Raw genomic sequence first — 13,871 nt, forward strand, 5'->3', positions numbered from 1 at the left:
GATGTGCCAGAAACAAATTACGCGAAGGTGTGCCCGACGGGAACGGGGGTGGCGATCATCCGCTGTACCCGTCCGTGCCCACACCTGATCGATGGTGCTGACCCCCCGTCGGCGGGGCGGACACATACGGGCGTACTCGGGGGTTTTCCGTGCCCGCACCCCCGTGCATTATTAGTCATGTCAGGAAACAAAAAGGTCGGCGCGTGCCGGACCTGAGGTATCGAAGGTGGCCAGCGAATGACGGAACGCTTCACTCCCACCCCCGCGGACAAGTTCAGCTTCGGCCTCTGGACGGTGGGCTGGCAGGGCAGGGACCCGTTCGGGGACGCGACCCGCCCGGCCCTGGATCCCGTCGAGACCGTACAGCGCCTCGGTGAGCTGGGCGCGTACGGCGTGACTTTCCACGACGACGACCTCATCCCGTTCGGCTCGTCCGACATGGAGCGCGAGTCGCACGTCAAGCGGTTCCGGCAGGCGCTGGACGCGACCGGGGTCGTGGCCTCCATGGTCACCACCAACCTCTTCACCCACCCCGTCTTCAAGGACGGCGCCTTCACCGCGAACGACCGCGACGTCCGCCGCTTCGCGCTGCGCAAGACCCTCCGCAACATCGATCTCGCGGCCGAGCTGGGCGCCAGGACCTTTGTGGCCTGGGGCGGCAGGGAGGGCGCCGAGTCCGGTGGCGCCAAGGACGTACGGGTCGCGCTCGACCGGATGAAGGAAGCCTTCGACCTGTTCGGCGAGTACGTCACCGAACAGGGCTACGACCTCAGGTTCGCCATCGAGCCCAAGCCGAACGAGCCGCGCGGTGACATCCTGCTGCCCACCGTCGGCCACGCCCTGGCGTTCATCGACCGCCTGGAGCGCTCCGAGCTGTTCGGGGTCAACCCGGAGGTCGGCCACGAGCAGATGGCCGGGCTGAACTTCCCGCACTCCATCGCCCAGGCCCTCTGGTCGGGCAAGCTCTACCACATCGACCTCAACGGCCAGAGCGGCATCAAGTACGACCAGGACCTGCGCTTCGGCGCCGGTGATCTGCGCGCCGCCTTCTGGCTGGTGGACCTGCTGGAGACGGCGGGCTGGGACGGGACCCGGCACTTCGACTTCAAGCCGCCGCGCACGGAGGACTTCGACGGCGTGTGGGCCTCTGCCGCCGGATGCATGCGCAACTACCTGATCCTCAAGGAGCGCGCCGCAGCCTTCCGCGCCGACCCGCTGGTCCAGGAGGCACTCCGGGCCTCACGAGTGGACGAACTGGCCCAGCCCACCGCACCCGACGGGGTGGCCGGGCTGCTGGCCGACCGCAGCGCGTTCGAGGAGTTCGACGCCGAGGCGGCCGGTGCGCGCGGCATGGCGTTCGAACATCTCGACCAGCTGGCCATGGACCACTTGCTGGGAGCGCGCTGAAGGCCCGTAGGCCTGCCGGCCTCCAAGCCGGCAGGCCTACGGCTCTGTTGCCCGACGCGGTACGTACGCCACCGGATCGGCCAGCACCGCCCGTACGACCAGCCCCGCCGCACCGCGTGCCGCGTCTCCCGCCGAGGAGGACGCGCGTAGGAGCCCGCCGTCACGCGGCCACAGCCCCGACACCACCCGAGCCGTCAGCTCCCGGTCGGCCGCCGGTGACAGCCACGGCATCAACTCCCGGTAGATCCCGCCCAGTACGACCGCTTCCGGATCGAAGAGATTCACCGCTCCCGACACCACCCGGCCCAGCATCCGCCCGGCCTGTCCCACGGCGGCCAGGGCCTGCGCGTCGCCCGCGTGCGCCCGCCGCTCCAGTTCGGCGACGCCGGACGCTCCCGAGTTCTCCGCGATCCCGGCCCTGCGCAGCAGCGCCGACTGCCCCGCGTACTGCTCCAGACAGCCCCGGGAGCCGCAGCGGCACAGCGGGCCCGTCGCGTCGGCGACCACATGGCCGATCTCTCCGGCGAACCCGTGGGCGCCGCGCAGCAGTTCGCCGTCCAGCACCAGCGCGCCGCCGACCCCGATCTCGCCGGTCAGATAGAGGAACGTACGGATCGGGCCGAGACCGCCGAACCACAGCTCGGCCAGCGCCGCCAGGTTCGCCTCGTTCTCCGAACTCACCGGCAGGGCAGGCTCGGTGGGCCGCAGTCCGGTGAGCGCCCGCGCGAACATCTCCTCGGCCGGTACCTGGTTCCAGCCGAGGTTCGGTGCCTGCCGGACCCTGCCGTCCGACACCAGCCCCGGCAGGGCGAGTTGCACCCCGACGGGCAGCAACTCCTGCTCGGCCGCCGACTCCAGCGTGCGCGCGGCGATCTCCGCGCCACGGGCCAGGACCTCGCCGGGCGGGGCGCCGCGGTTGTCGATGTGCTCGGTCAGCCGGACCCGGTCGGTGCCGGACAGATCGACCACACACACCGATACGTAGTCGATATTGATCTCGACGCCGATGCCGGCGGGTCCGGAACGCGTCACTTTCAGTACGGTGCCGGGCCGCCCGGCGTGCCCGCTGAACGTCTTCCCGGACTCGGAGAGGAATCCGCTCTCCAGCAACTGCTCGACCAGCGACGACACAGCCGCCCGAGTCAGGCCCACGCGCGCCGCCACACCCGCTCGGGTGGCCTCGCCCTCGTCCCGCACCGCTCTCAGCACCAGGCTCAGATTGTGCCGGCGTACGGACTCTTTGTCGGCTTTGGGGCCGAGGGATGCGTCGTTGGTGTTCATCTCGCCGACGAGCCTATGTGATCGGCATCCGGTGGTGGAGGTGCTGTATCAAGAGGGTCACCGAACCGCATCCGGGCCGGGACACTCCCGACGCGCCCCACCCGGGCCACCGGCGGGAGGGGGGCGGGGTCGCAGGAGGTGACGTGTCCGGACGTAGAGCGTGATGTGTGCCGCTCACGAACCCGTAGTCGAACAACAAACCCGCACGCGGCGTGAATCATGCAGTCCGGACATGCGCCTCCGGAGGCCCCGGCACCCGCACCCTCCACAAACCCCACCCGCACCCCGCACCCCGGCCCCCGCCGGACGGCGCACCGCGCACGTCACACCCGCCGCCGAGCCCCCACAGTCCCCGGCGCACCAGGTGCCCCTGGCCCCGCAGATGCCCCTGGCCCCCCAGGCGTGCCTCGCACGCCCTCCGTCCAAGCCGGCGCCGTCCCCATCAACTGACAGACCATCAGGTAGAACGGGATCGGCGGCGTGTACGGCGTTGGCGCCTCGGGCCAGTGGATCAGCCGGGGATGCGTCGCGGGCACCGTCGTCCCGGCGACGTAGCGGACCGGGGAGGGCCATGTCAGGTCCAGGTTCGAACCGGCGGGGACGATCCACCACCACATGTCCGCGTCCGCGAAGACGCACCCCGTCCTGGGCAGCCGCGCCATGAGCCGGAAGCCGTGCTGTGCCGGGACGCCCACCGCGTCGCAGCCCAAGGTGGCCGGCAGCGTTGGCGGCAGCGGCAGTTGAACCCGGCGGGGTGGACGCGCGGAGCCCGGAGTGGGAGAGCCGGAGGCGTACGCGGAGCCTGAGGGTTCGTCACGCAGCGTGCGCGTGAGGCGGTGCAGTGCGGTCCTCAGCACGGCGGCTCCGTCCGGCGTGACTGATCGGCCCGCGATCCGTCCGCCACCCGAGCCTGCCCGCCTCGCGCGGCCCGCCCCTCTCGCCCAGCCGCCACGGTCGTCGCAACCACCGCAGCCGCCGCAATTGGCGCAACCACCGCAGCCGTCGCAACTGGCGCGGCCGTCGCAACCTCCGCGGCCGTCCCAGTGGCCGTTCCAACTACCGTGTCCCGCACGGCCCGTGACAGTTCGGCCCAGACGACCCGCCCCGGCCCGTACCCCGACGTGTCGTGCGTCCCCCAGCCGCCGCACAGCGCGTCCACGAGGAACAGCCCCCGCCCGCCCTCGCCTTCGCTCTCGCCCACGGCGACATGGTGCAACTGCGGCCCTGTCGGGCCGTATCCCTGATCCTCCACCGCGATCCGGAGTTGTCCCTCGCCGTCACGCACTTCGCAGATGACATGGTCACCGGCGGTGTGCACGATCGCGTTCGTCACCAGTTCGGATACGACGAGCACGGCGGTCTCGCGGGTTTCCTTCTCTATCTCCCAACGGATGAGCCGATCGAGCGTCAGCTGCCGTGCGCGGGCGACGGATTCCGCAAGCGCGGGCAGTTGAAACCCGTAGCGGCGGACAACGTTGCCAGGGCACAGGGCGGTGAGCTGAGGGGTGAGCGCGTTACCAGGTGCCACGACCGATTCCTAACGGTGGGGGAGCGGTGGCCGAGCGTGATGCTCTCCCATGGCAGAGCTCGACTATCCGCGTGAACTGGTTCACGCACTCACTCTCCACCCGCCGAGGACACTTGGCAAGTGGCACTCTGAAAATTACAGAGTGCCGTGTTCTTCGTCGTGGAGACATGGCAGACTGCTGCCAACCGTGCGTGGGGAGGCCCCGAAGTGAGTGAACCGCGGTCCGCCCCGACCGTGGGTCAGGTCGTACTCGGCAGACGTCTGCAGGATTTGCGTGAACGTTCCGGCTTGAAGCGTGAGGAAGCCGCCAAGGTCCTGCGCGTGGCTTCGGCGACGGTGCGCCGGATGGAGACGGCCGAGGTCGCTCTCAAGATTCCCTATGTACAGGCGCTGTTGCGGGCCTACGGCATTCCCGAGGACGAGGCCGACGCATTCGTCGAGCTCGCCGAGGAAGCCAACAAGCCCGGTTGGTGGCAGCGATTTCACGACATCCTGCCGGACTGGTTCAGTGTGTACGTCAGTCTGGAGGGCGCGGCCGCTCTGCTGCGGACGTACGAACCGCACTTCGTGCCGGGACTGCTCCAGACCGAGGAGTACGCCCGTGCGGTGATGCGTGCCGGGGCCGTGGGGCAGGCCCAGCCGGAGGGTATCGAACGCCATGTGGCGCTCCGTATGGAACGTCAGTCGCTCCTCACGCGTGAGGGTGCGCCAAAATTCTGGGTGATCATGGACGAGACCGTCCTGCGTCGCCCGGTGGGGGACCGTCCGGAGGTCATGCGGGAACAGGTCGACCGGCTCATCGATGCCTCCGACCTGTCCAATGTGACCTTGCAGATCGCGGAGTTCTCGAGCGGGCACCATCCCGGTACCTACGGGCCGTTCGTCATCTTCCGCTTCGCCGTACCAGAGCTGCCGGACATGGTCTACAGCGAGTACCTGACGGGCGCCGTCTATCTTGACGCGCGTCCCGAAGTGGCCACTCACCTGGAGGTCATGGACCGGATGGCGGCTCAGGCCGCAACTGCACAACGCACGAAGGAGATCCTCAAGGATGTCCGCAAGGAGCTGTGAATGGATCCGATATACAACGGCATGCCCGCCGCTGACCTCGGTGCCGAAGGCTGGCGCAAGCCGTGGAGCGGTGGCAATGGCGGCAACTGCATCGAGGCCCTGAAGCTGGCCGACGGCAGAGTCGCCGTGCGCCAGTCAGCCGACCCTGAAGGCCCCGCACTGATCTACACCCACGGCGAGATCGCCGCCTTTATCCAGGGGGCCAAGTCAGGGCAGGCGGACTTCCTCCTCACCTGATCGGAATTCAGGTCGGATCCGGCCCTGACCAGGCCGGGTCCGCCACACGCAGCTCCACCACCCGTTACCCCCGGTCAGATCTCAACTGCACAGCGCATGACCGACCGCACAGCTTGACCCCGAACTCCTTTCCCGTGCCACGGAATTCGCCGGCTCACCGAACCTGAGACTCATGGAGCGCACATGACCGGGCCTGACCCCATCGACACCAGCAAGCCGCATCCGGCGCGCGTGTACGACTGGTTCCTCGGAGGCAAGGACAACTATCCGGTGGACGAGGAGATGGCGAAGCAGCTCCTCATGCTGGATGCCAGGGGACCCGACATGGCCAAGGTCAACCGGGCGTTCATGCACCGGGCCGTCCGCTGGCTCGGCACCACCGGCGGCGTGCGCCAGTACCTGGACATCGGTACGGGCATCCCGACGGAACCCAATCTCCACCAACTGGCCCAGGCGGCGGCCCCCGAATCCCGGGTCGTCTACACGGACAACGACCCGATCGTCCTGAGGCATGCCGAGGCACTGCTGCGCAGCACCCCGGAGGGCGTGACGGCGTACGTGCAGGCCGATGTGCGTGAGCCGGAGGCCATCATCGAGGCGGCGGGGAAGGTGCTGGACCTCGGCCGCCCGGTCGCGCTCTCGCTCCTCGCGCTGCTGCACTTCGTCTCGGACGAGGACGGCGCCTACGAGCTGGTGCACCGTCTGCTCGACCCGCTGCCGTCGGGGAGCTATCTGGTCCTCTCCCACGCCACGGGGGACTTCGACCGGCGGAGCGCCGACTCGGCCCGGGAGATGTACGAGCAGCGGGGTCTCACCCTCGCCGTCCGCTCGCGGGAACAGTTCGCCACGTTCTTCAAGGGGCTTGAACTGGTGGAGCCCGGCGTCTCGTTGGCGGCCGACTGGCGCCCTGATCTGGGCGAGGTCGTGCCGGTCCCCGGCGACGAGCCTGTCCCTGGGTACGCGGGCGTGGCCCGCAAGATCTAAGACCCGCCGGTCCAAAACGGGGGCGCGGCGTCGCAGCTCTTTCAGGTGTGCTGCGGCGCCGCGCGTACGTCCGGTGGTCAGGGCCCGTCAAACACTCGCCCCAGCGGTCCTCAGGCCCTCACACCGTCAGGCTCCCACCCGGCGCTTGTTCCAGACGTCGAAGCCCACCGCGGCCAGAAGCACCAGCCCCTTGATGACCTGCTGGTAGTCCGTGCCGATGCCCACCAGCGACATACCGTTGTTGAGCACGCCCAGGACGAGTCCGCCGATGATCGCGCCGAACACCGTGCCGACACCGCCGCTCATCGACGCGCCGCCGATGAACGCGGCCGCGATGGCCTCCAGTTCGAAGTTGATACCGGCCTGCGGTACGCCCGCGTTGAGCCGGGCCGCGTAGACGACCCCGGCCAGCGCCGCGAGTACGCCCATGTTGACGAAGACCAGGAACGTGACGCGCTTGTCCTTGACGCCGGACAGCTTCGCCGCCGCCTGGTTGCCGCCGAGCGCGTACACATGGCGGCCGACGACCGCGTTGCGCATGACGTAGCCGAAGCCGATGAGCAGCGCCGCGAGCAGCAGCAGTACGACCGGTACCCCGCGGTAGCTGGCCAGCGTCATGGTGAAGGCGAGTACGGCGGCGGCCAGCGCCACGCACTTGGCGACGAAGAGATTACGGGGGAGGACCTCCAGGTCGTACGCCTGCTGCCGGCGCCGGTCGCGGAACTCCTGGAGCAGCGCGAAGGCCAGCAGCGCGAGACCCAGCAGCAGGGTCAGGTTGTGGTAGTTGGTGGTGGGCCCGACCTCGGGGAGATAGCCGGTCGAGATCTTCTGGAAGCCCTCCGGGAACGGGCCGAGCGAGCGCGAGCCGAGGAGGATCTGCGTACCGCCGCGGAAGAGGAGCATCCCGGCGAGTGTGACGATGAACGACGGAATGCCGAGATACGCGATCCAGAAGCCCTGCCAGGCTCCGGCGGCCGCGCCGATGATCAGCGCCAGGACCAGGGCGAGGACCCAGGGGATGTCGTGCTCGACCATCATCACCGCGCAGGCGGCGGAGACGAACGCGGCCAGTGAACCGACCGACAGGTCGATGTGGCCCGCGATGATGACGATCATCATGCCGATGGCGAGGACCAGGATGTAGCTGTTCTGGAGGACCAGGTTGGTGACGTTGTTCGGCTTGAGGAGCACACCGTCGGTCCAGATCTGGAACAGGACGACGATCAGGCCGAGCGCGATGAGCATGCCGTACTGCCGCATGTTGCGGCGCGCGGCCTCCAGCAGCAGCTCCTTCGTCGTGCGTCCGGACGTGGGTGGTGGCGGGGCGTCCTTCGGTGTGTCGCCCTTCGGCGTGTCGGTGGTGACCGGACCCATGTCGACTACCTCGTGTTCTTGGTCATGTGGCGCATCAGGACTTCCTGGGTCGCATCGGCCCGGGCGATCTCCCCGGTCAGCCGGCCGGCCGCCATCGTGTAGATGCGGTCGCACATGCCGAGCAGTTCGGGGAGTTCGGAGGAGATGAAGACAACGGCCTTGCCCTGCGCGGCGAGTTGATCGATGACGGTGTAGATCTCGTACTTGGCGCCGACGTCGATACCGCGGGTGGGCTCGTCGAGGATCAGCACTTCGGGACCGGTGAAGATCCATTTGCTGAGGACGACCTTCTGCTGGTTGCCGCCCGACAGCCGGCCGACCTGCTCGAAGACGGTCGGCGCCTTGATGTTCATGCTCTTGCGGTACGACTCGGCGACCCGGGTCTCCTCGTGCTCGTCCACCACACCGCGCCGGGACACCTTGGACAGGGCGCCCAGCGTGATGTTCCTGCCGATGGTGTCGATGAGGTTGAGCCCGTACTGCTTGCGGTCCTCGGTGACATACGCGATGCCGTGGGCGACGGCCTCCGGCACCGTTTTCGTACGGATCTCCTGGCCGTCCTTGAACACCGTCCCGCTGATGTTGCGGCCGTACGAGCGCCCGAAGAGGCTCATCGCCAGTTCCGTGCGGCCCGCGCCCATCAGGCCGGCGATGCCGACGATCTCGCCCCTGCGGACATGGACCGAGACGCCGTCCACGACCTTGCGCTGCTGGTCGATGGGGTGGTGCACGGTCCAGTCGCGTACTTCGAGCGCGGGCCGCGCCCCCGGGTCACCCGGGTACGGGGTGCGTTCGGGGAAGCGGTGGTCGAGGTCGCGGCCGACCATGCCCCGGATGATCCGGTCCTCGGTGGTCGACCCGGCCCCCACATCGAGGGTCTCGATGGTCCGGCCGTCCCGGAGGATCGTGACGGAGTCGGCGATCTCGGAGATCTCGTTCAGCTTGTGCGAGATGATGATCGAGGTGATGCCCTGGGACTTCAACTCGCCTATGAGGCGCAGCAGCTGGGCGCTGTCGGCATCGTTGAGCGCGGCCGTCGGCTCGTCCAGGATCAGCAGCTTCACCTCTTTGGCGAGCGCCTTCGCGATCTCCACGAGCTGCTGCTTGCCCACGCCGATGTCGGCGACGCGGGTCTGCGGATGCTCGTTCAGGCCCACCCGCTTGAGCAGCCGGGCGGCGTTCCTGAGCGTGTCGCTCCAGTTGATGATGCCCCGGGAGGCGTGCTCGTTGCCCAGGAAGATGTTCTCGGCGATCGACAAGTAGGGCACCAGCGCCAGTTCCTGATGGATGATCACAATGCCCTGTGACTCGCTGGCCCTGATGTCCCGGAAGGCGCAGGGGGAGCCCTCGAAGAGGATCTCCCCCTCGTAACTCCCGTGCGGATGAACCCCGCTGAGCACCTTCATCAGGGTGGACTTGCCCGCTCCGTTCTCCCCGCAAATGGCATGCACCTCCCCAGGGGCCACGGTCAGGCTGACGTCGGAGAGCGCCTTGACCCCCGGGAAGGTCTTCACGATGGAGCGCATCTCCAGGACAGGCGCCGTCACGTCAGGTCACTCGCCTTGATGTAGCCCGAATCCACCAGTTCCTTCTGGTAGTTGGTCTTGTCGACGCTGACCGGGTTCAGCAGATACGCCGGCACGACCTTGGTCCCGTTGTTGTACGACTTCTCGTCGTTGACCTCGGCCTTCTTGTCGTTCAGCACGGCGTCCGCCATCTGCACGGCCTGCTTCGCCAGCGCCCTGGTGTCCTTGTAGACGGTCATCGTCTGGTTGCCCGCGATGATCGACTTGATCGAGGCGACCTCGGCATCCTGGCCGGTGACCAGCGGATACGGCTTGGCGGGCGTCCCGTAGCCGTCGGACTTGAGAGCGGAGAGGATGCCGATGGATATCCCGTCGTACGGGGAGAGCACCGCGTCCACGTCCTGCGACCCGTACGACTTGGTCAGCAGGTCGTCCATCCGCCGCTGGGCGGTGCCGCCGTCCCAGCGCAGCGTGGTGACCTGGTCGAGCTTGGTCTGGCCGCTCCCGACCACGAGCTGCTTCTTGTCGATGTACGGCTTGAGGGTCTTCCACGCGCCGTCGAAGAAGTAGCCGGTGTTGTTGTCGTCCGGGGAGCCGGCGAACAGCTCGATGTTGAAGGGACCCTTCTTGCCGCTCTTCAGACCGAGCTTGTCGACGAGGTACGTGGCCTGGAGTACACCGACCTTCTCGTTGTCGAACGACGCGTAGTAGTCGACGTTCTTGGTGCCGAGGATCAGCCGGTCGTACGAGATCACCTTGATGTTCTGGGCGGCGGCCTGCTGGAGGACGTCGCTGAGCGCCCGGCCGTCGATGGCCGCGATGACCAGCACGTCCACGCCCTTGGTGATCATGTTCTCGATCTGGGCGACCTGTTGGGCAACGTTGTCTTCGCCGTACTGGAGGTTGGTCTTGTAGCCCAGTTCCTCGAACTGGCTGACCATGTTCTTGCCGTCGGCGATCCAGCGTTCCGACGACTTGGTCGGCATCGCGATGCCGACGGTGGATCCCTTGCCGCCCTTCTTCTCCTCCTTGCCACCGCCGTCACTGCTCTGTCCGCAGGCGGTGAGGGAGAGTGCGAGGGATACGGCGGTGACAGCCAGTGCGGCTCTGCGCGTGCGCATGGTGCATCAGTCCTTGGTGTCGGTGGTGTCAGTGGTGTCGGTCGTGTCGGTGATGTCGTCGGTGTCGTCGGTGAGGGAGAAACGGCTGAGGGGCCCCGGCAGCCGGGAGCCGAGCGGTGACATTCCGCCGTCGGCGCCGTGCCGGATGAGCAGATCGAGGACCAGCCGTCCGCGCCGGACCCGCTCGCGGGCGCTGCTGAGCGCCGTCTCGCGCATCTGGGCGCCGTACGGATAGATCCCCGGGGACTTCGACAGGCCGAACTTGATGTAGAGCGGGGAGCCGCGCCGGATCAGCTCGGCCGCCTCGTACATCCGGACATAGCCGCCGAGGTCGTCCGGGGCCTCGATGTAGAGGTCCATGGGGGCGCGGCTGGTCCGGCGGATCTCGGTGAGCTGAGCGAGCGTCAGATCCGAGGGGATATTGACCGAGTCGGCCCCCAGACGCTCGAACACCGAGTACGACGCGGGGTTGACCGGGCCGATCAGTGCCGAGACCTTGAACGTGATGTCTGCGGGCAGCACGCCCTGGGCACGCAGCCGGTGCAGCGTCCACAGCACGCCCTCGTCGGCGACGAGCAGGCACTTCACACCGAGTTCCGTGGCGCGCACAGCGTCCTCGACGCAGCCGGCCAGGGCGCTGTGGCCGCGTGCACGCAGGCCCGCGCCCCCGGAGTCCGTACGGGTCGAGGCGCCGGTGTCCCAGGTGCCGCGCGGTCCGGTGAACAGGCACAGCTCGATGTCGCGGGCCGCACAGGCGTCGGTCATCTCGGTGATGTCGGCGTCGGAGAGCATCCACACACCGCTGCCCTGGCTGATGCGGTGCACCGGTACGTCGAGCCGGGAGGACTCCTTGAGGACCTCGGCGAGGCACTCGGGCCCTTCGACGGAGGGGATCTCGGTGCGCCAGCGGCCCCCGTCGGGGAAGGCATGGGCGGAGGCGTCGGCGGGGTGGTCGGCGGGCGCGGCCAGGCCGAGCGTGGCGAGCGCCTGCTCGCCTGGGCGGCGGGGGGCGGGGGCTGATGCGTCGGTCACGGACGAGTCCTTCGGTTCGGTCGAGCGCGTCGGTCATGCGCGCCGGTCGTGTGCGGTACGGCGGTGTGCGAGTCCGGGTGCGGTACAGCGGGTGTGCGAGTCCGGGTGGGGTACGGCCTACGTGGTGGGGGTGTCACGGGCGCAGCAGCACCTTTCCGGTGCCGGGATCACCTCCGCCGACCAGCGACACGGCCTCCTCGTACCGCTCCAGCGGGAATTCGTGGGTGACCAGCGGCCCCGGGTTCAGCAGGCCGGTGGTGAACGCCCGTACGGCGAAGGCCCAGGCGGCGGACGGCGCGCCGAAGACACTCCGTACCGTCAGCTGGTTCACCGACAGATGCGCCGGGTCGATACCGCTCGCGCCCGGTGTGAACATCCCGGTGAGTGTCACCCGGCCGCCGCGCCGCGCCAGCAGACAGGACGAGGCGGCCGTGGTCGGCGCCCCGGCCGTCTCCACGACCAGGTCGTACCGCCCGTGAGCCTCCTTCGCCTCCTCCGGTACGAGAGCCCCGGTCGCCCCGAACTCCCGTGCCTTGAGGCCCCGTTCGGGCCGCGGATCGATCACGGTCAGCTCGCCGGGGGAGGAGGCGGCGAGCAGCTGCACGGCGAGCAGCCCCAGCGTTCCGGCGCCCACCACCGCGATCCGCTCACCCGGCTCCGGGTGCGAGGACCGTACGGCGGCGGCCACCACCGCGGCCGGCTCCAGCAGGGCCGCGGCCCGCAGGTCGGCGTCGTCGGCGAGCGGGTGCAACAGCCGTGCGGGGACGACGACATGGTCGGCGAACGCGCCGGGACAGGTGAAGCCCGTCTCCTCGTACCCGGCGGTACACAACGACGTCTCGCCGCTGCGGCACCGGTCGCACACTCCGCAGGCGCGGAACCCCTCGGCGACCGTCCGGCGGCCGATCAGCTCGCCGCCGACGCCCGCGCCCACCGCCTCGACGGTGCCCGACCACTCGTGCCCCGGAGTGACCGGGTAGCGGACATAGTCCGGGTCGCGCCGGCCGTCGTACAGTTCGCGGTCGCTCATGCAAATACCGGCCGCGGCGACCCGCACCAGCACCTCGCCAGGACCCGGCACCGGCTCGGCGCCGCTCACCAGCCGGTGGACACCGGGCCGTTCGACGACGACGGCACGGCTGGTCATCGGGGAGCCTTCGGGGCGCGCTTCTCCCAGCCCTCGGCCCACAGGTCGAACCGCGCCTGCTGCTGCGGGAATTCGGCCGCGGCCTCCGCGTCGAACTCGACACCGAGCCCCGGCGCGTGCGACACCTCGAAGCAGCCCGTCTCGGGGTCGACCTGCGGAGCGCCGGTGACCACCTTCTTGATGTCGGCGTCCGCGAAGTCGTTGAAGTGTTCGAGGATCTTGAAGTTCGGTGTGCACGCGGCCACTTGGAGACTCGCGGCGGTCAGTACGGAACCGCCGACGTTGTGCGGCGCGATCAGCGTGTAGTGCGTCTCGGCGGTCGCGGCCAGCTTCCGGGTCTCCAGAATGCCGCCGATGTGCCCCACATCCGGCTGGATGATGTCGGCGGCCCCCGACTCGAACAGCTCACGGAACTCGATCCGGTCGTGGATGCGTTCGCCGGTCGCGATCGGCAGCTCCACCTTGTCGGCGACCTTGCTCAGCGCCTTGAGGTTCTCCGGCGGCACCGGCTCCTCCAGCCACGCCGGGGCGTACGGGGCCATCTCGCGCGCCAGCCGTACGGCGGTCGACGGGCTGAACCGGCCGTGCATCTCCAGCATCAGCTCGGCCTCGGGCCCGATCGCGTCCCGTACCGCCTCGATCAGCGCCACCGCGTCATTGCTCGCGGCCCGGTCCAGCTCGAAGTGCCCGGTCCCGAACGGGTCGATCTTCAGGGCCCGGTAGCCGCGCGCGACCACCGCTTCGGCTGCCTTGTGGTAGGCGTCCGGGGTACGCTCGGTGGTGTACCAGCCGTTGGCGTACGCCTTCACCTTGTCCGTGACCTTGCCGCCGAGCAACTGCCACACCGGAACGCCCAGCGCCTTGCCCTTGATGTCCCAACAGGCCATCTCCACGACCGCGATGCCCGACATCACGATCTCGCCGGCCCGCCCGTAGTCGCCGTACTTCATCCGTCGTACGAGGTCCTCGACCGCGAACGGATCGGAGCCCTGGATGTGGTTGGCCTCGGCTTCGCGCAGATAGCCGATCAGCGCGTCGGTCCTGCCGAGCATGCGCGTCTCACCGACACCGGTGAGTCCGTCGTCGGTGTGGACCAGGACGTAGGTGAGGTTACGCCAGGGCGTACCGACCACGTGTGTGCTGATTCCCGTTATGCGCACGGC

At 68.8% G+C, this 13,871-nt stretch carries 12 protein-coding genes and 1 pseudogene; 4 read left to right on the plus strand and 9 right to left on the minus strand.

From position 1 onward, the window contains the following. The first annotated feature begins 237 nt into the window (after positions 1-237). A complete protein-coding gene (gene xylA, locus ACIQD6_RS06510; protein WP_401878830.1) occupies positions 238-1,407 on the plus strand; it encodes a xylose isomerase in 1,170 nt (389 codons plus the stop codon). 36 nt (positions 1,408-1,443) lie between these two features. Here xylA and ACIQD6_RS06515 read toward each other — a convergent pair whose 3' ends face one another. The 3 genes and pseudogenes from ACIQD6_RS06515 to ACIQD6_RS06525 form a co-directional block, all read right to left on the minus strand. Next, positions 1,444-2,688, minus strand: a complete 1,245-nt coding sequence (locus ACIQD6_RS06515; protein WP_401878833.1) for an ROK family protein — start codon at positions 2,686-2,688, stop codon at positions 1,444-1,446. Positions 2,689-3,011: 323 nt separating this feature from the next. Beyond that, positions 3,012-3,545, minus strand: coding sequence for a hypothetical protein (locus ACIQD6_RS06520; protein ID WP_401878835.1), 534 nt, complete (start codon positions 3,543-3,545; stop codon positions 3,012-3,014). A 224-nt stretch (positions 3,546-3,769) separates the two neighbouring features. Further along, positions 3,770-4,216: pseudogene (locus tag ACIQD6_RS06525) on the minus strand (ATP-binding protein); the annotation flags it as partial. 207 nt (positions 4,217-4,423) lie between these two features. On the opposite strand from ACIQD6_RS06525, the gene ACIQD6_RS06530 reads away from it, so the two are divergent. The 3 genes from ACIQD6_RS06530 to ACIQD6_RS06540 all read left to right on the plus strand — a co-directional run bounded on the left by ACIQD6_RS06530 (position 4,424) and on the right by ACIQD6_RS06540 (position 6,508). Continuing rightward, positions 4,424-5,287 carry a helix-turn-helix domain-containing protein gene (locus tag ACIQD6_RS06530; RefSeq protein WP_401878838.1) on the plus strand — a complete coding sequence of 288 codons (864 nt, stop codon included), beginning with the start codon at positions 4,424-4,426 and terminating at the stop codon, positions 5,285-5,287. Beyond that, entirely contained in the window at positions 5,288-5,524 is a 237-nt protein-coding gene (locus tag ACIQD6_RS06535; protein ID WP_401878841.1) for a DUF397 domain-containing protein, read from the plus strand. Positions 5,525-5,707: 183 nt separating this feature from the next. Beyond that, positions 5,708-6,508 (plus strand): SAM-dependent methyltransferase, encoded by an 801-nt coding sequence (locus tag ACIQD6_RS06540; RefSeq protein ID WP_401878843.1) that lies wholly within the window; start codon positions 5,708-5,710, stop codon positions 6,506-6,508. 126 nt (positions 6,509-6,634) lie between these two features. Here ACIQD6_RS06540 and mmsB read toward each other — a convergent pair whose 3' ends face one another. From mmsB to ACIQD6_RS06570, 6 genes are all read right to left on the minus strand, one after another. After that, positions 6,635-7,882 carry a multiple monosaccharide ABC transporter permease gene (gene mmsB / locus ACIQD6_RS06545; protein ID WP_401878844.1) on the minus strand — a complete coding sequence of 416 codons (1,248 nt, stop codon included), beginning with the start codon at positions 7,880-7,882 and terminating at the stop codon, positions 6,635-6,637. Between the two features lie 5 nt (positions 7,883-7,887). Then, entirely contained in the window at positions 7,888-9,429 is a 1,542-nt protein-coding gene (mmsA, locus tag ACIQD6_RS06550; RefSeq protein ID WP_401878846.1) for a multiple monosaccharide ABC transporter ATP-binding protein, read from the minus strand. Next, positions 9,426-10,529 (minus strand): multiple monosaccharide ABC transporter substrate-binding protein, encoded by a 1,104-nt coding sequence (gene chvE, locus ACIQD6_RS06555; protein ID WP_401878848.1) that lies wholly within the window; start codon positions 10,527-10,529, stop codon positions 9,426-9,428. The genes mmsA and chvE overlap by 4 nt, the downstream gene beginning before the upstream one ends. A 6-nt stretch (positions 10,530-10,535) precedes the next feature. After that, positions 10,536-11,561 carry a hypothetical protein gene (locus ACIQD6_RS06560; protein ID WP_401878850.1) on the minus strand — a complete coding sequence of 342 codons (1,026 nt, stop codon included), beginning with the start codon at positions 11,559-11,561 and terminating at the stop codon, positions 10,536-10,538. 133 nt (positions 11,562-11,694) lie between these two features. Further along, complete coding sequence (locus ACIQD6_RS06565) at positions 11,695-12,708, minus strand: zinc-binding dehydrogenase (RefSeq protein WP_401878852.1); 1,014 nt, start codon at positions 12,706-12,708, stop codon at positions 11,695-11,697. Continuing rightward, positions 12,705-13,868 (minus strand): mandelate racemase/muconate lactonizing enzyme family protein, encoded by a 1,164-nt coding sequence (locus ACIQD6_RS06570; RefSeq protein ID WP_401878854.1) that lies wholly within the window; start codon positions 13,866-13,868, stop codon positions 12,705-12,707. Before ACIQD6_RS06570 ends, ACIQD6_RS06565 begins: the two co-directional genes overlap by 4 nt. Positions 13,869-13,871 lie beyond the last annotated feature (3 nt).

The organism is Streptomyces sp. NPDC088400 (assembly GCF_044753355.1).
Classification (GTDB): Bacteria; Actinomycetota; Actinomycetes; order Streptomycetales; family Streptomycetaceae; genus Streptomyces.

Excerpts from the sequence above, each read along its gene's own strand:
- ACIQD6_RS06540 (WP_401878843.1), top strand. The coding sequence starts at position 5,708 with ATGACCGGGCCTGACCCCATCGACACCAGCAAGCCGCATCCGGCGCGC.
- xylA (WP_401878830.1), top strand. The coding sequence starts at position 238 with ATGACGGAACGCTTCACTCCCACCCCCGCGGACAAGTTCAGCTTCGGC.
- ACIQD6_RS06535 (WP_401878841.1), top strand. The coding sequence starts at position 5,288 with ATGGATCCGATATACAACGGCATGCCCGCCGCTGACCTCGGTGCCGAA.
- chvE (WP_401878848.1), bottom strand. The coding sequence starts at position 10,529 with ATGCGCACGCGCAGAGCCGCACTGGCTGTCACCGCCGTATCCCTCGCA.
- mmsB (WP_401878844.1), bottom strand. The coding sequence starts at position 7,882 with ATGGGTCCGGTCACCACCGACACGCCGAAGGGCGACACACCGAAGGAC.
- ACIQD6_RS06565 (WP_401878852.1), bottom strand. The coding sequence starts at position 12,708 with ATGACCAGCCGTGCCGTCGTCGTCGAACGGCCCGGTGTCCACCGGCTG.
- ACIQD6_RS06515 (WP_401878833.1), bottom strand. The coding sequence starts at position 2,688 with ATGAACACCAACGACGCATCCCTCGGCCCCAAAGCCGACAAAGAGTCC.